This is a genomic window from Bradyrhizobium sp. LMTR 3 (genome assembly GCF_001693485.1).
In the GTDB taxonomy this organism is placed as follows: domain Bacteria; phylum Pseudomonadota; class Alphaproteobacteria; order Rhizobiales; family Xanthobacteraceae; genus Bradyrhizobium.
Genome location: NZ_MAXC01000002.1, coordinates 215,354 through 230,492 on the forward strand (window position 1 = coordinate 215,354; position 15,139 = coordinate 230,492).

22 protein-coding genes are annotated in these 15,139 nt (G+C 62.7%); 10 read left to right on the forward strand and 12 right to left on the reverse strand.

What is annotated here, in order from left to right:
* Positions 1–70 precede the first annotated feature (70 nt).
* The 4 genes from LMTR3_RS02610 to LMTR3_RS02625 all read right to left on the reverse strand — a co-directional run bounded on the left by LMTR3_RS02610 (position 71) and on the right by LMTR3_RS02625 (position 2,906).
* Complete coding sequence (locus LMTR3_RS02610) at positions 71–298, reverse strand: hypothetical protein (protein ID WP_245319711.1); 228 nt, start codon at positions 296–298, stop codon at positions 71–73.
* Between the two features lie 2 nt (positions 299–300).
* The gene (locus LMTR3_RS02615) at positions 301–513 is read right to left on the reverse strand and encodes a hypothetical protein (protein ID WP_065743526.1); all 213 of its coding nucleotides are present in this window, start codon (positions 511–513) and stop codon (positions 301–303) included.
* Positions 514–790: 277 nt separating this feature from the next.
* Positions 791–2,011 carry an NAD(P)-binding domain-containing protein gene (locus tag LMTR3_RS02620; RefSeq protein ID WP_065743527.1) on the reverse strand — a complete coding sequence of 407 codons (1,221 nt, stop codon included), beginning with the start codon at positions 2,009–2,011 and terminating at the stop codon, positions 791–793.
* Complete coding sequence (locus LMTR3_RS02625; RefSeq protein WP_065743528.1) at positions 2,001–2,906, reverse strand: LysR substrate-binding domain-containing protein; 906 nt, start codon at positions 2,904–2,906, stop codon at positions 2,001–2,003. Before LMTR3_RS02625 ends, LMTR3_RS02620 begins: the two co-directional genes overlap by 11 nt.
* Before the next feature lie 90 nt (positions 2,907–2,996).
* Between LMTR3_RS02625 and LMTR3_RS02630 the strand changes: the two genes are divergently transcribed.
* From LMTR3_RS02630 to LMTR3_RS02640, 3 genes are all read left to right on the forward strand, one after another.
* Positions 2,997–3,758 carry a sulfite exporter TauE/SafE family protein gene (locus tag LMTR3_RS02630; RefSeq protein WP_065743529.1) on the forward strand — a complete coding sequence of 254 codons (762 nt, stop codon included), beginning with the start codon at positions 2,997–2,999 and terminating at the stop codon, positions 3,756–3,758.
* A 13-nt stretch (positions 3,759–3,771) separates the two neighbouring features.
* A complete protein-coding gene (locus LMTR3_RS02635) occupies positions 3,772–4,020 on the forward strand; it encodes a hypothetical protein (RefSeq protein ID WP_065743530.1) in 249 nt (82 codons plus the stop codon).
* Positions 4,021–4,089: 69 nt separating this feature from the next.
* Positions 4,090–4,782: a glutathione S-transferase family protein gene (locus LMTR3_RS02640; protein WP_065743531.1), complete on the forward strand. Its 693-nt coding sequence runs from the start codon at positions 4,090–4,092 to the stop codon at positions 4,780–4,782.
* 25 nt (positions 4,783–4,807) lie between these two features.
* Here the strand turns inward: LMTR3_RS02640 and LMTR3_RS02645 are convergent, their stop codons facing one another.
* The gene (locus LMTR3_RS02645; protein ID WP_065743639.1) at positions 4,808–5,656 is read right to left on the reverse strand and encodes a metal-dependent phosphohydrolase; all 849 of its coding nucleotides are present in this window, start codon (positions 5,654–5,656) and stop codon (positions 4,808–4,810) included.
* Between the two features lie 374 nt (positions 5,657–6,030).
* Between LMTR3_RS02645 and LMTR3_RS02650 the strand changes: the two genes are divergently transcribed.
* The 6 genes from LMTR3_RS02650 (at position 6,031) to LMTR3_RS02675 (ending at position 9,777) form a co-directional block, all read left to right on the forward strand.
* Positions 6,031–6,249: a hypothetical protein gene (locus LMTR3_RS02650; protein WP_065743532.1), complete on the forward strand. Its 219-nt coding sequence runs from the start codon at positions 6,031–6,033 to the stop codon at positions 6,247–6,249.
* Positions 6,250–6,595: 346 nt separating this feature from the next.
* Positions 6,596–7,045: a nuclear transport factor 2 family protein gene (locus LMTR3_RS02655; protein ID WP_057842225.1), complete on the forward strand. Its 450-nt coding sequence runs from the start codon at positions 6,596–6,598 to the stop codon at positions 7,043–7,045.
* Between the two features lie 345 nt (positions 7,046–7,390).
* On the forward strand, positions 7,391–7,825 hold the full coding sequence (locus LMTR3_RS02660) for a nuclear transport factor 2 family protein (RefSeq protein ID WP_065743640.1): 435 nt from the start codon (positions 7,391–7,393) through the stop codon (positions 7,823–7,825).
* Positions 7,826–7,979: 154 nt separating this feature from the next.
* A complete protein-coding gene (locus tag LMTR3_RS02665) occupies positions 7,980–8,882 on the forward strand; it encodes a hypothetical protein (RefSeq protein ID WP_245319713.1) in 903 nt (300 codons plus the stop codon).
* A 183-nt stretch (positions 8,883–9,065) separates the two neighbouring features.
* On the forward strand, positions 9,066–9,482 hold the full coding sequence (locus tag LMTR3_RS02670) for a hypothetical protein (protein WP_065743533.1): 417 nt from the start codon (positions 9,066–9,068) through the stop codon (positions 9,480–9,482).
* A 61-nt stretch (positions 9,483–9,543) separates the two neighbouring features.
* Entirely contained in the window at positions 9,544–9,777 is a 234-nt protein-coding gene (locus LMTR3_RS02675; RefSeq protein ID WP_141686442.1) for a hypothetical protein, read from the forward strand.
* A gap of 165 nt (positions 9,778–9,942) precedes the next feature.
* On the opposite strand, the gene LMTR3_RS38315 is transcribed toward LMTR3_RS02675, so the two are convergent.
* From LMTR3_RS38315 to LMTR3_RS02685, 3 genes are all read right to left on the reverse strand, one after another.
* Positions 9,943–10,086 carry a hypothetical protein gene (locus tag LMTR3_RS38315; RefSeq protein ID WP_176721810.1) on the reverse strand — a complete coding sequence of 48 codons (144 nt, stop codon included), beginning with the start codon at positions 10,084–10,086 and terminating at the stop codon, positions 9,943–9,945.
* Positions 10,087–10,309: 223 nt separating this feature from the next.
* On the reverse strand, positions 10,310–10,798 hold the full coding sequence (locus LMTR3_RS02680) for a MaoC family dehydratase (protein WP_065743535.1): 489 nt from the start codon (positions 10,796–10,798) through the stop codon (positions 10,310–10,312).
* Between the two features lie 2 nt (positions 10,799–10,800).
* The gene (locus LMTR3_RS02685) at positions 10,801–11,262 is read right to left on the reverse strand and encodes a MaoC family dehydratase (protein ID WP_065743536.1); all 462 of its coding nucleotides are present in this window, start codon (positions 11,260–11,262) and stop codon (positions 10,801–10,803) included.
* A gap of 205 nt (positions 11,263–11,467) precedes the next feature.
* Here LMTR3_RS02685 and LMTR3_RS02690 point away from each other — a divergent pair, with 205 nt between their 5' ends.
* Positions 11,468–11,761, forward strand: a complete 294-nt coding sequence (locus tag LMTR3_RS02690) for a DUF4282 domain-containing protein (protein WP_065743537.1) — start codon at positions 11,468–11,470, stop codon at positions 11,759–11,761.
* Between the two features lie 96 nt (positions 11,762–11,857).
* Here LMTR3_RS02690 and ychF read toward each other — a convergent pair whose 3' ends face one another.
* From ychF to LMTR3_RS02710, 4 genes are all read right to left on the reverse strand, one after another.
* Positions 11,858–12,955 carry a redox-regulated ATPase YchF gene (gene ychF, locus LMTR3_RS02695; protein WP_065743538.1) on the reverse strand — a complete coding sequence of 366 codons (1,098 nt, stop codon included), beginning with the start codon at positions 12,953–12,955 and terminating at the stop codon, positions 11,858–11,860.
* A gap of 39 nt (positions 12,956–12,994) precedes the next feature.
* Positions 12,995–13,600: an aminoacyl-tRNA hydrolase gene (pth, locus tag LMTR3_RS02700; RefSeq protein WP_065743539.1), complete on the reverse strand. Its 606-nt coding sequence runs from the start codon at positions 13,598–13,600 to the stop codon at positions 12,995–12,997.
* Between the two features lie 21 nt (positions 13,601–13,621).
* Positions 13,622–14,344 carry a 50S ribosomal protein L25/general stress protein Ctc gene (locus LMTR3_RS02705; RefSeq protein WP_065743540.1) on the reverse strand — a complete coding sequence of 241 codons (723 nt, stop codon included), beginning with the start codon at positions 14,342–14,344 and terminating at the stop codon, positions 13,622–13,624.
* A gap of 330 nt (positions 14,345–14,674) precedes the next feature.
* Positions 14,675–14,965: an accessory factor UbiK family protein gene (locus LMTR3_RS02710; RefSeq protein ID WP_065743541.1), complete on the reverse strand. Its 291-nt coding sequence runs from the start codon at positions 14,963–14,965 to the stop codon at positions 14,675–14,677.
* Positions 14,966–15,139: the final 174 nt, after the last annotated feature.

A 15,139-nucleotide genomic window follows, 5' to 3' on the forward strand; every position in this document is an offset into this window, starting at 1 on the left:
CGCGCGAAAGCGCGCGCTTCCGCCTGTCAGCAGATGTCAGCAAGACCGCAATCGGGAACCGTCGCGCGCCTCAGGCGCGAAGATCGCCATTATCCGCTCTGGCCGGCGCCGCCTTGACGATATCCAGATGAATCCCGCCGCAGCGCGTGCATCGCATGGTCCAGTACTCGGCACCGGCGCGGCCGGGAATGATACGCAAGACCGCGAGCGCGGCCGAGCAATCCGGGCAGGTGGACAACACCGGCGTCGCCTGCAGGGTCTGTTCGGGAATGGGTATCGAGTTTCGGCCGGCCGGCACGCTTACCGATTCGCGAACCGCGGCATGAAGCGATCGATATGGGCTTTCGCATCCGCGATCGCCGCTTCCGGATCCGACCAGGCGAAGCCGACCTCGAGCGTCGGAAACGCCATGCCATCGATCACCACGGGCTCCTGGTCGGCCCGTTGAATCCTGGCGTGCCATAGCCCTCTCCCTGCTTCGAACGACTGAATTTCAAAGCCACCATAGATCATGGCGCGTCCCCCGGAATTGCGCATGGCGCGAGCAGAGCACGGCGCGGCGGGGGCAGATGTGAAGGGGTTCACATGTCGCGGAGGTTTTTTCAGCAGAAGAAACTGTCATCGACCGCCAACGGGTCGCGCGAATGCGCGCCCGATGACAGGCTCCGGCGGGCGATCCAGTATTCCAGAGCCCTTGAGGTCTAGTCATTGCTGCCGCGGCGTACTGGATACCCCGCTTTCGCGGGGTATGACGACGTGTTTGGATTTGCGAGCACCGAGGAACGAAAAATCACCGCCGCGCCAGAATATGATCCGCGAGCACCACGGCATCGTCGCCGACGCCTGACAGGAACGAGGAGTTCATCTTCGACAGCCATTGCAGGCCGAGGAAGTACAGGCCTGATACGGCCGAGATGCCGTTGCGGTGAACCGCTTCGCCGCGGGCGTCGAGGACCGGGATATCGATCCAGCCGAAATCGACGCCGTAGCCGGTCGCCCAGATGATCGAAGAGATGCCCTCCGCGGCGAGGTCGAGTCGCGCTTGCGGCGCGGTCACGCAAGGAGGGTCGGGAAGCGTCGCGCGGGCGCCGGGTTCTTCCGGCAGCTCGAGGCGGCGCCGTTTGACATATTCATCGACGGTGTCGAGGAAGGTGGTGAAGGCGATGTCGCCGTCGCCAAGGCTTTTGTCGAGGCTAGGTGCGATGTCGAGCACGCCGCCATCGGCAGCGTCGAGACGTCCGAGCAAAATCATGCCGCGGGCGGCGAAGTCGCGGAAATCGATGCTGCGGCCGCCATAGGCGCCCGAAATCACCGGGCCGAGGCGCGCTTGCCCGCGCTCCTCCGGGGTGATCTGGTCGAACTGCATTTCGGCGAGCCACCAGATCAGATCGCGGCTGCGGTAGCGGCGCGGCAGGCGGCGGTGCCGTCCGACCGAGAGATAGACGCGCCGGCCGGCCTGCAGCAACTCCTCGGCGATCTGCGCGCCGGACGCGCCGGCGCCGGCCACCAGCACCGCGCCCGGCGGAAGCTGTTCGGGATTCTTGTAGTCGGCGGCACACACCTGAAACACCGGATGATCGCGCAACAGGTCCGGGATGACGCTGCGCTGATAGGGTCCGGTGGCGACGACGACATTGTCAGCTTCGATCGTGCCGTCCGTGGTCTCGGCGATAAAGCGCCCGCCGTCGCGCTGCGACAGCCGCGTCACCGCGACACCGCAGCGGATCGGCGGCGCGACGAAATCCGCATAGGCCTCGATGAATTTGATGATGGTGGCCGTATCCGAAAACCCATCCGGATCGCTGTGCGGAAACGGAAAGTCCGGCAGCCGCACCGACCAGTTCGGAAACTGGAATATCAATCCGTCCCAGCGTTCGCTGCGCCAGCGCTCGGCGATCCGGTGGCGCTCGAGCACCAGATGCGACAGTCCGCGCTGCTTGAGGCGGTGGCTCATCACGAGGCCGGCCTGGCCGCCGCCGATCACCAGCGTTTCGATCTTCTCATCCGGCATGTCTGTGGCCCCTGCGGCGCGTGGCGGGCTCCGCTGCCGCGCGAACGATCCAGCGCCGGAACGCGGCGAAATCGCGCTGCCCGGTGCTGAAGCCGCGATAAACCAGATACCAGCGCATGCCTTTCGGCACACTTAACGCAAACGGCGCGACCAGCCGGCCGGCCGCGATGTCGTCGTCGATATAGGGGCGGATGCCCATGGCGATGCCGAGGCCGTCGACGGCGGCCTGCAGCGCCTGGCCGTAAAACTCGAATTCCGGTCCGCGGGCGCTGATGCGGGCGGTGCCGGCGGCCTCGAGCCATGACGGCCAGTCGTCGGGCGAATGCGCCACCCGCAGCAGCGTCGGCCCCTTCAGGTCGCCGGGACGTTTGAGCGCGTTAGCAAGGCGCGGCGCGCAGACCGGAAGCAGATCGGCGGCAAACAACGGCTCGGCGATCAGGCCGGGCCATTCGCCGTCGCCGAGCTTGATGCCGCAGCTCCAGTCCTCGCCGAACGGCACGGCGGCGCCGCCGGTGGTGATACGGACGTCAATATCGGGCTCCTCTTTCCGGAAATCCGCCAGCCGCGGGATCAGCCATTTCATCGCAAAAGTCGGCCCGACGCCGATGGTCAGCACGCGAACGCTTGCGGGCGCCGTCACCTGCGCGGTCAGGCTCGCCAGCGCGTCGAAGATCGGCGTCAGCCCGTTCTGATAGGCGCGCCCCGCCGCCGTGGTGATGAGGCGGTTGGCCTTGCGCTCGAACAGCGCCACGCCCAGCCGCTCTTCCAACAGATGCACCATCCGGCTGACGGCGGCGGCCGAAACGTTGAGCTCGGTCCCGGCGGCGGCGAAGCTGCCGGTGCGCGCTGCCGCTTCGAACGCCTTGATGCCGTTGAGAAAGAGCAGCCGCCGCACATGACCCTCAGGAAAACTGATGCCAGAGCAAGATAACTCGGTTTGCGTAGCTGCGACAAGCGAGGCACAAGGGAAGAAGGAGATTCCCCAATGACGCCGCTGATGATCGCAGCCCTCGGTGCGTTGATGGTCGCGACGGCCTTCCTGTCCGGCCTGTTCGGCATGGCCGGCGGGATGATCCTGATCGGCGTGCTGTTGATGCTGATGCCGCTGCCCACCGCCATGGTGCTGCACGCGATCACGCAGATGGCCTCCAATGGCTGGCGCGCATTTCTGTGGCGGGCGCATATCCGCTGGCGGCCGGTGTTCGTCTATCTGATCGGCTGCGCGCTGGCGCTCGGTCTCTGGTCGCTCACCCGCTACGTGCCGGACAAGCCCATTGCCTTGCTGCTGCTCGGGGCCACGCCGTTCATGGCGCGGCTGATGCCGAAGAATCTCAAGCCGAACCCGGACAGCATCTGGCAGGGCTCGTTCTACGGCTTCATCTGCATGGGGCTGATGCTGATGACCGGCGTCTCCGGCCCGTTGATGGACACGTTCTTTCTCGGCGGCAATTTTGACCGCCGCGAAGTGGTCGCCACCAAGGCAACCTGCCAGGTCGCCAGCCATCTCACCAAGCTGATCTATTTCGGCGGCATCATCGATCAGGCCGCGACGCTCGATCCCGTGCTGGCTGCAGTTGCGATCGCGGCCTCGATGCTCGGCACCACACTGGCACGGCGCATCCTGGAAGCGATGAGCGACGCGCAGTTTCGTACCTGGGCCAACCGGCTGATTACGACGGTGGCCGGCTATTACATTCTCTACGGAAGCTGGCTGCTGCTGGTTCACGGTTCGGTTGCTTCCTTCTGAAGGGAGAGGGCTGATGTCGGATGCTGCAGATCCACTGGTGCTCGACTTCGTCGAATGGGTCGCCCGCGAGCCGCGGAATTACGCAGAAGTGGTCGCGACCTGGCGGACCTCCTGTCCGCGCCTGACGATCTGGGAAGACGCTTCCGATCGCGGCTACGTCGTGCGCGAAACCATCGCCGGAACCGGGCTGATGGTGACCGTCACCGCATCGGGCGAAAAGCTGCTGCGCGAGCACGGCCGCATCGGCGTGCCGCAACGCTGATCCCGCGTCGCGACCGACAGCAATGACGGAGAGCTTGCGCGGTGGCTGCTGTTCGCACAGAATAGCGCCATGTCCCTCAAACTCTACGAACTCGTCGGTACCGATCCATCCCGTCCGTTCAGCCCATTCTGCTGGCGAACGCGGATGGCGCTGGCGCATAAGGGGCTGTCGGCGGAGACGATTCCCTGGTGCTTCACCGAGAAAAGCGCGATCGCGCCGCATGGCTCGGAAAAGGTGCCGGTGCTGCTCGACGGCGACAGCGCGGTCGTCGATTCCTGGACCATCGCCAACTATCTCGAAGACAAATATCCGGACCGGCCGTCGCTGTTCGGCGGCGAGGGCGGCCGGCCCATGGCGCGGATGCTGAACTGGTGGGGCGACGGCGTGATCGGCAGCATGTTTCCGCTCATCATCGCCGACATCCCGCTCCACCTGAAGCCGGAGGACGCCGCTTACTTCCGTCGGACGCGCGAGGCGCGGTTCGGCAGGAAGCTGGAAGACATCATGGCGAACCGCGACGAGGCGGTCGAAGGTTTTCGCAAAAGCCTCGACCCGCAGCGGCTGACATTGCGGACGCAGCCGTACCTCGGCGGCACGGCGGCGAACTATGCGGATCATATCGTGTTCGGCGCATTCCAGTGGGCGCGCGTGGTCAGCCCGTTCAAGCTGCTGATGGAGGACGATCCGGTCTATGCCTGGCGCGAGCGGCTGCTCGACGCGTTCGATGGGCTCGCGCGCAAATCGCCGAGCTATCACGGCTAACGCAGGCGGAGCGAGCACGGCATTGTCACGGCTGCGGGCCGGACAGGTTCATTTCGCGCTCGGCCCGAAAAACGTTGCTGTGCAGGTTTGCTATCCATTGCCGTCCACTCGATGTGACATTGAGATAGCGTATTGCCGTCTGGATTTGTGGAGCGACGTTGTTCCAATAGAACTGCGGATATTTGTAAACGACGTCTGCCGGCGTCTCGTAGCCGAGCGTTTTGTTCATGCCGACTTCTTCAAATTCGTAGAACAGGGCATTGGCTTTTTTCAGGTAGTTGGGGTCGCCGAGCTGCCCGATGAGGTCGGCCGCGCGCAGCAACAGGCCTTCTTCTTCGATTAGCTCGTCGTTTGACGATGAAGCAACATAGGGAAACCGCGTATACTCGATCGCCCTGGCTATCCGGCTCGCATCAACTTCCTCGGCGGTGTCGAGCCGCTCGAACACGAACAGCTTCGAGCGGTCGACATGGTAGGCTCCCAGCGCAGCGTCGGATGAACCTCGCGCCAGGCGGATGGTGCGGCCGCTGAGATCTGCGACATAGGACTCCCCGTCATCGCCCTGGACAATTCCACGAACGTAGCCGATGTCGTGGCTGAGGCACGCCAGTATGAAATTGGCGTAATCGTCCGCCGTCGTGTGCCGTAGCATCGACCGGCCCATGAGGATGTCGTGCCCGGCAAGGGTCACGAGCATGGTGTGTTCGACGTTGTGATACAGGGCGTCGCTGTTACCGATGCATTCCAATGTGAGCCTGGCTGCATAGGGGAGAAATTCAGCCAGCCGGGCTTGGGAGGAGCCAAACCTGCTTCTGGTATCCGAAGCCAGAAATGATCCCAGGGCTTGCGCCACCAGTTCCGGGATTGTGATCATGTGAGCACCGCGTCTCATGTGCGACGTCGCCGCTCGCAGCATAACACATTGCCGTTCTTTCCGGTGGCAAATGTCTGCTCTCGCCACCGGCAGACGCGACCCAATCTGTATCAGGTGCACTGCACTCAAAGCGCCCGTTGATCGGTTGAGAGCCGGCGCTCCTCGGCGCGCCTCTTTCCGGATAGCCGGCCAGGAGGCTTTGCCTCGCTTGGGAATGATTGACGTTTCCCGAGACAAGCTACCAGGCAATGATTGCCGGAGCGTCCGCGCAATCGCCGAGGCTGTAAATTAGTTCTATCCAATAACGATGTTAGCCGTGACGTAAAATGAAGGCGTAAGCTGATCTCCTTGGTGGCCGTTAGGGGAGACGCGTCATGACCGACCTTGAAGCCAAATTGGAGCGGTTCGAGACTCTCGCTGCCGAATGCGATTTGATCGGCAAGTTGACGTCGGATGGGGCGAAGCGCGAGCTATACCTGCGCCTCGGCTTGCATTACCGCGAACTGGCCGACGACATCCGGGCGGTGATCCAAACCAAGACGCCGCCTAGCCGGCTGGACGGGAGCGGCAGCAGTATCCTGGCCTGGCGCTAATCTTGCCGTGTCTAAACCCTCATGGTGAGGAGCGCCACCGGGTCCGCGCGTAGCGCGGCCCGATGACAGGCTCCGCGCGTCTCGAACCATGAGGCCCCGTCTGTGGCCTACATCCTTCGGGACGCCCGCTTCTCTCGGGCTCCTCAGGATGAGGGTTTGAGTGTGATCCATCACCCTGCAACAGGTCCGTGCGTCTTCTCTGTGTAGTCGCATCGCGAGCGGCAGTGAACCTTTTGGAAACCACCACGTCACATACTGTAGGTTGCTTTGCTGATTGATCCCTCCGCCCTTCCCTTCACGATGGACTGGGCCGCAGAGCCGGATCGAACCCAGACGGGGTGGACGAATGACCGAGGAATCTCATCGTCAGCGCGTACTGGATTTCCTCAACATCCTGTATTCCGGCGACGTCGAAGGCGCGCTGGCGCGCTGCACCGACGACATCGAATCCCTCGCCAACGCCCCGATCGACATCCTGCCGCATATGGGCCATCGCCGCGGCAAGGCCGAAATGCGCGAGATGTGGAACGCCGTCCGCGCCCGCTATTCCGAACTGCGCTGCGAGGTGCCGATCCTGGTCGTCGAGGGCGACAAGGCGGCCGCGTTCATCCGCGTGTTCTTCCGCAAGAGCATCAACCAGCGCATGGTGCAGTTCGACATCGCCGGCTTCTACACGCTGCGCGACGGCAAGATCAGCCAGATCAGGGAAATCATCGACACATTCGATCTGGTCCAGCAACTGCTCGAACGCGACGTCGCCGCGATCCTGACCGGTAGAAGGCCGGAGCCGATTTAGCTGTTGCGGGCTGTCATTCCGGGGCGCGTCGAAGACGCGAACCCGGAATCTCGAGATTCTCAGGTGCGCAATTGCGCACCATAGTTCGATGCTTCGCATCGCCCCGGAATGACGAATGGACGTTCCGCACACCATCCACCGCGCGAGCCGGTGCGCCGCCACGACCGATAATGCGGCCAAAGCAGCCGCATTTGTGCATTGCAAAAACGACAATTGTGTTTTGGCGAAACTGCTCTATTTCTGGCTGCAACGGTGAAAGTCCGGCATTTCGGCCCCGGCGTCGATGAAGACGCCCGATTGGGCGCGATTGCCGTTTTGAAATCCAGTTTTCAGGACCAAATCAAAATGACAGAGCATAGTCTCTGGCGTTTTTCGCGCGCGTTGCATCGTGCGATCAATGAACGCCAGCCCGCCGACCTCGAAGCCCTGCTCGACGAGGAGGTCGACTGGGCGATCTATGGACCGATCGATATGTATCCGTTCTTCGGCCAGCGCCGCGGCAAGGCGGCCGTGATGGAGGTGATCAGGCAGATCGCGGACAATTTCCGCGTCCACCGCTTCGACCGCGAATCGATCATGCTGGGAGTGGATACGGCCGCCTCGATGATGCGCTACTCGCTGACCGCGCTGGATTCGAACAAGCCGATCAGCCTGCGCATCGCCCATTTCGCCCAGTTCAGGGCCGGCCACCTGACCAATCTGCGCGTGCTGGTCGACACCTTCGATCTGGTCGAGCAGACCGTGGGCTACCCGATTCACCTGCCGCGGATGGCGGTGTAGCTCACAGATGCCGTCATTGCGGGAGTTCGCCTTCGCTCTTCGAGCTACGGCGGACAAGTCGCTTCGCTCGCAGCGAAAGCCCCGTCATAATTTCGCACTAAAGCGAACGCATTCTTGGCGCGACTTGGAATGCGGGCGGGCAATGATTCCGAAAATGCGGTTTGGCTGGGCGCGGCTGCCAATGCTGGTGGCCGGCGTAAGTTTGGCTTCGATATTGGCGGTGGCGGCACAAACGCCGCCGACCGACGACGAGCCGGAGATGCAGGAGGCTGAAGAAGCCGAGGCGGCTCCCAGCGTCAACGATGCCGACATCATGAAGGACATCGACGTCGAAAAGCTCGACTGGAGCCAACTCAACGTCGATGCATCGACCCTGACCTTTCAGGCGCCGAAGGAAGGCAATTCGTCGAAAGGCGCTGCCAGCGCGGATGCCTCATGGTCCGCCAACGAAAGGCCGAACGGCACCTCCGCGGTATCGGTCAAGCAATCCATCTCGCCGTTCTGGGATGCGCGGATCGGCGCCGACATGACGGTCGCGCGGCAAGGCACGGTGACGACATCCGAACTGCTCTCGGAAAAACTTGCCAATGGTGGCAGCCTGCCGCAATCGTCCGGTACCGCGTGGGCTGCGATTACGGCCCCAGGCGTTGGCTCGATTTGGGACACGACCGCGGTCGAGGCCCGGGTCGATCCCGGATCCGACCAGAGCAAGCTCGGCACTTCCTTGAGCAAATCGCTGCCGATCAGCGAGCAATATTCGTTGACCCTGAAGAACGACTACAACCTGATCCAGCAAGGCATCGTGCCGGTGCCCGGCATCGTCGGCCATCCGGCGCACAGCTACGAGACCGACCAGTCGGCAAGGCTCAGCATTGCCGACACCGGCACCAGCTTGATCGCCGGCCAGACGCTATCGACATCCGACGACAAGTGGCTGCGCAAGGTCGGCGCCGAGCAGAAGCTGTTCGACGGCGTCACCATCTCCGGCTCGATCGGCGAAACGCCCTCGGGTGCCGCCAACACGAGCCTCAGCGCAGGCTTCAGGCGTAGCTGGTGAGGCCCGAAATCGTCCCAATTTGACGCGCTTTCCGATCTCGAGGGCACCGCCCCAGAGAATGAACCATCATTGCCGCAGATTGGCCAAGATGCGGACAAAATCGGCAGGACAGATGGGACCCGCTCCACTTCGTCGTGCGGGGGACGTCCGCGCTCGCCTGAAAGCGAAACAGAGGAATAGCCGATGAACGCCACCATTCGTTCCGAACAAGCTGATCCGAACCCGGAAGTCGACGGCGATCTCGCCGCCGTATCCGAAGTCGAGGCCGGCATCCGCGATTTCGTTCGCAACGATATCGCCTATCTTCGTCGGCCCGCGGTGGCCCCGGACACCGTGCCGGTCGACGCCAATGCCGAAGCGACCGTCAACAACGTCAATTCGCTGATCCAGCGCGTCGCCGGCACTTCGCTGGCGGAAATCGAGAAGCTGATTTCCGAACTCGAAAGCCTCCGCGACTTGCTCCATGCCGAAGGCCAGCGCGTCCAGCGCGAGATCTCCGGCTATGCGCAACTCAGCCAGGCAGCGATGAAGTCGACGCGCATGATTGCCGACAACGTCACGCAGTGGAAGCGCGCCGCCGACGGCCTGCGCAACGCCTAATCCGATCGTTGCAAAAATCAGACACTCCGCCGCGTTCCGTACGGGAGCGCGGCGGTTTTGTTTGGCTGTGTTCGATCTGAACTTTATAAGCACGGTCGCGTCCAAGGACGGACGTCGTCACTTGGCGGCAGGCACCTTTTTTGGGGACACAGCGGCGATGCAAAACGTTCAGCCAGACAACATGGATTCAATGCCGTTGCGGCAATCGTCGCATAGCATGGGCACGCTCGTGATCCGCTTCGTCGGACTGCTGACGCTTGCGGTCCTGGCAATGACGCTGATCTGGAGCCGCTGAATCTTTTTTGAGATTCGGCGTCTATGCTTGCCCAATCCGCAACTAGAGCCCGGTTCTGATTGAATCAGAACCGGGCTCTAGATTTTTGTTTTTGACGCGTTTTCTTGACGCGAACCGGTGTCCACCCCGGATCAAGTCCGGAGCAGGCTTTCGCTGGAAAACGCTCTAGCGACGGACGAACGCGGTATCCTCGATCGTGTAAACGCCGTCGGCATAGGATTTCACCACCATCGTGGCGGTGAGCATCACCGCCATCGTGACGGTTGCGAAGACAAAGCCGACGAATTTCAGGCCGCTGCGATCTGCCATTTTCATCCCCTCGGTACTTCCCCTGAGACGCATTTGGCAGGCAGAAAGTTCAAAATGCGTTAGCAAAAAAACGGTTTCGTGGAGTCGTGGATTACGAAACACTAACGAAACAATTGGCTAACCATGTTGCCCCGAAGGGACATGTAGCCCGGATGAGCGCAGCGACATCCGGGATTCACACGGGCAGCGGTCCCGGATATCGCTTCGCTCATCCGGGCTACGATTAAGCTCCGGAAATCCCATTCCGTCGCGGCACGAACGCGGTGGCGAGGAACGAGAACACGACTTCGCCGCGCTGGTTGGTGCCGGTATTGCGGGCCTGCAGGATGCCCCATTCGGGACGCTTCTCCGAGGTCCGCTTGGTTTCGACCTGGTTGGAAAAGCTGACGGTATCGCCCGCCAACACTGGCCTGACCCAGCGCAATTCACGGAAACCCGGCGACGGCCCCCACACCGCGACCTTCTCACCGCGTGCGGCGGCCTCGGCCGTCAATCGCTTGCCATCGGCGACCAAGAGCTTCATGCACACCGCCGCAACGTGCCAGCCCGATGCGGCCAGCCCCCCGAACAGGGATTTGCGCCCCTCTTCCTCATCGAGGTGAAAGCGCTGCGGATCGAACTGCGCGGCAAACCGCTTGATGTCGTCGGCCGTGAAGGTGAACGAGCCAAACTCGCGCCGCGCGCCGATCTCGATGTCCTCGAAGAAACGCATCGCTACACCGCTCCTGCTTCAAGGCGCCGGCGCACGATCATCGGGGACTCCATCTCGCACAGAACGACGCCGGCCGCGTTGCGGATCGTACTCTTGAGGGTCACGATACCGGTCTCAGGTCGGCTTTTCGAAATCCTGGCCTCCGCGACGCTGACATCCAGCGTCAGGTCATCGCCGGGGCGGAGCGGCGCCAGCCAGCGCATTTCGTTGACACCGGGCGAGCCGAGCGAGGCGGTGCGGCCGATAAACCCGTCGAACAGCATCCGCATCGCAAGCGAGCTGAGATGCCAGCCCGAACCTGACAGCCCCTTGAGCATCGACGCGTTGGCAGCAGCTTCGTCCAGATGCATCGGCTGCGGGTCGAATTCGGCGGCGAACGCCAAAATCTCCTCGCGCGTGACGTGGCGCGGTCCGAACGTGCCGAAATGGCCGGGCGTGAAGTCTTCGAAGGTCAGCGTTGTCATCGATTGACGATTTGGATTGAGGATTGCGGTGGGGAAGCCCGATTGTGGCCGTTATTTGCGGCAATCTCAACCCGCCCACCCGCATGGCTCGTTCGCCGGCGGCGAGTACCGTCCGCGGCGCTCGCCCCTGACTTGCCCGAAGCAGTTTTCGGGGCTAGCGGTGTGCCGTCTGGAATCAGGCTTATGACTCGCCGGAGAACCATCGATGTTCGATTTGCAGGATCTGTTTCAGTGGGACCGCTTCATCACCCCCACGATCATCAAGACCTTCTATTGGTTGGTTATCGGCTTGATCATACTGTTCGGTATCGCCGGCATTTTGTCGAGCTTGTCCGTCATGGCAATCAGCCCCTTCTACGGATTTGTCCTACTGTTGGCCTCGATCGCCGGCGTCGTGGTCGGCGTGGTGTTTTCGCGCATTGCCGCCGAATTCATCCTGATCATCTTCCGCATCAACGAGCATCTCGGCGCGATCCGCGATCAGGGCGGGATGCGGTAGGGTCGTCATTCCGGGGCGATGCGCAGCATCGAACCCGGAATCTCGAGATTCCGGGTCTGGTGCTTACGCACCATCCCGGAATGACCAGAAAAACAATCAGGTATTGAACCTGAAATGCATCACGTCGCCGTCGGCGACGACATATTCCTTGCCTTCCAGCCTGAGCTTGCCGGCGTCGCGGGCGCCGGCTTCGCCGTTCAGCGCGACGTAATCGGCATAGGCGATGGTCTCGGCCCGGATAAAGCCCTTTTCGAAATCGGTATGGATCACGCCGGCCGCCGCCGGCGCCTTGGTGCCGCGGTGGATGGTCCAGGCTCGGGCTTCCTTCGGACCGACCGTGAAATAGGTGATGAGGTCGAGCAACTGGTAGCCGGCGCGGATCAGGCGGTCGAGGCCGGCCTCTTCCAGGCCGAGCGTCTCGAGAAAGTCGGCGCGCTCCTCGCGTGACAACGTCGCGATCTCGGATTCGATCTTGGCCGAGATCACCACGGCGACCGCGCCTTCCTTCTTGGCGTGCTCGAACACCTGCTTTGAGAAGCTGTTGCCGTCCTTAGCCGAACCTTCCTCGACGTTGCAGACATAGAGCACCGGCTTGGAGGTCAAGAGGCCGAGCATGTCGAAGGCCCGCTCTTCCTCCGGCTTGCGCTCCAGAAACCGCGCCGGTTTGCCCTCGCGCAGCAGCACCAGGGCGCGGTTAACGAGGTCGAGCGCTTCCTTGGCGTCCTTGTCGTTGCCCTTGGCCTTCTTCGCCAGATTGTCGACCCGCTTCTCCAGGCTGTCGAGGTCGGCGAGCATCAGTTCGGTCTCGATGGTCTCGATGTCGGCCAACGGCGCGATCTTGCCTTCGACATGGGTGATGTCGGAATCTTCGAAACACCGCACCACATGCGCGACCGCGTCGACCTCGCGGATGGTGGCGAGGAACTGGTTGCCGAGGCCTTCGCCCTTGGATGCGCCGCGGACCAGCCCCGCGATATCGACGAAGGTCAGTCGCGTCGGGATGATCTGCGCCGAGCCTGCGATCGCCGACAGCTTGTCGAGCCTGGGATCAGGCACGGCGACTTCGCCGACATTCGGCTCGATGGTGCAGAACGGATAATTCGCCGCCTGCGCCGCTGCCGTCTCGGTCAGCGCGTTGAACAGCGTCGACTTGCCGACATTGGGCAGGCCAACGATACCGCATTTGAATCCCATAACGTGTCCTGAAGTTCGTTGCTGACGGTCGACAACGCGTTACGGCGCGCCATCATCACCCTTGTCGAAAAATCCCTTGGCCTGCAGCGCCAGATGCACCTTGTTCGCGAACGAGGAATCGTGCCCTGCGGCCAGCAAACCGGCGTTGTCGGCCACCGCCGCACACAAGGCTTCCACCCAGGCGCGGTCGCTCTTGGCGAAATCCGAGAGCACGTGGCCGTGCACCAGCTCCTTGATGCCGGGATGGCCGATCCCGAGCCGCACCCGGCGATAGTCGTTGCCGATATGCGAGGTGATCGAGCGCAACCCGTTGTGACCGGCGATACCGCCGCCGACCTTGACGCGGACTTTCGCCGGCGGCAGTTCGAGCTCGTCCTGAAACACGGTGACGTCGGAGGCGCCGAGCTTGAAGAAATTCGCGGCTTCCTGAACCGCGCGCCCGGACTCGTTCATGTAGGTGGTCGGCCGAAGCAGAACGACCTTCTCGCGATCGAGCGTGCCTTCGGATGTCTCGCCCTGAAAACGGCGGCGCCACGGTGCGAAACCGTGACGCCGCGCAATTTCATCGACGGCCATGAACCCGATGTTGTGCCGGTTGTTCGCGTATTTCGAACCGGGGTTACCTAGGCCAACAAACAGGCGCATGACGCGGCATCCTGCCGCTGCTTACTTCTTCTTGTCGCCACCGGCCGGCGCCTTCGCGCCAGCCGCCGGAGCGGCAGCTCCCGCCGCAGGCGCGGCAGCAGCAGCCGGAGCGGCACCCGCCGCCGGAGCGGCCGTGCCTGCAGCCGCGGCGGCCGCCGCAGCCTTCTGTTCTTCGGCGTAGCCGGACGGCGGCACGATGGTCACGAGCGTCGCATCCTCACGCGACAGCGACTTCACGCCGGTCGGCAGCTTGATCTCGGACAGATGCAGCGAATGGCTGATTTCCAGCGCACCGACGTCGGCATCGATGTACTGCGGAATGTTCTCGACCGAGCATTCGAGTTCGATGCTGTGGGTGACGATATTGACGGTGCCGCCGCGCTTGACGCCGGGCGAGGTTTCGCCGTTCACGACGTGCAGGGGGACGCTGACGCGGATGGTGGCGCCTTCGCCGAGCCGCAGGAAGTCGACATGAATCGGGAAGTCCTTCACCGGATCGAGATGGAAGTCGCGCGGAATCACGCGATGCTTCTTGCCCTCGAGGTCGATGTCGAACAGCGTGGTCAGGAACCGGCCGGCCAGAATGCGCTGACGCAGTTCCTTGTCGTCGACCGAGATGGTCACGGGGGGCTGGTTGTTGCCGTAGATCACTCCGGGCACTCTCCCGGCGCGACGCTCTGCCCGGGCGGCCCCCTTGCCGCTCTGCGGACGCGCGGTCGCCTTCAATTCCTTGACGGTCGCCATCGTGTTAAGTCCTTGTTTTCTAAAAAGTTAAAGGCCGCATCGCGGCCCGTTGCCGTCCCACAGCAAGCCTCCAGGGGTGCGGGGGCTGCGGACGTGGCGGGCTTTTAGCCCCAAAGGGGCGAAATGACAAGGAAATGAAGGGATTTTTCTTGTTCTTCACCCTCCCCTGGAGGGTCGGGTCGCATGAGCGTTAGCGAAATGCGAGGCGGGGTGGGGTGACGGTCTCTCAACTCGGGCACTGTTCGAGGGGATGGACCGTCACCCCACCCCGCGCGCTTCGCGCGCGTCGACCCTTCCCCTCCAGGGACCCTCCAGGGGAGGGTAAGAACCCTATCCGTCCGCCATGCTGCCGGCATCCGGCGTGGCCGGCGCGATGCCGAGCTTGGCTTCCAGAACGGCAATCCGGCTCTTGAGTGCCTCGTTCTCCTCGCGCGCCAGGCGGGCCATGTCCTTGACCACGTCGAACTCCTCGCGCTTGACGACATCGAGATCGCGCAGGATGCGCTCGGCCTGGTTGCGCATGACGGTATCGACCTCGCGCTTGACGCCCTGGGCGGCGCCGGCGGCGTCATTCATCAAACGGCCGATCTCGTCGAAAAACCGATTGCTGGTCTGGGTCATCTGAAACGCTCCGGTCGCGGCAAGTTGATCGTCATGACAAGACAATGGCAATCCCAAGGGAAGCGTTCAAGGGAAATGTTCAAGAGCACGGTTCAACGCCAACGTGACGGCCGTTCGCCTTGTCATGCTGCAGTTTCCTTGCAATCGTATCGAACGTCCAGCCAGACACCAGAA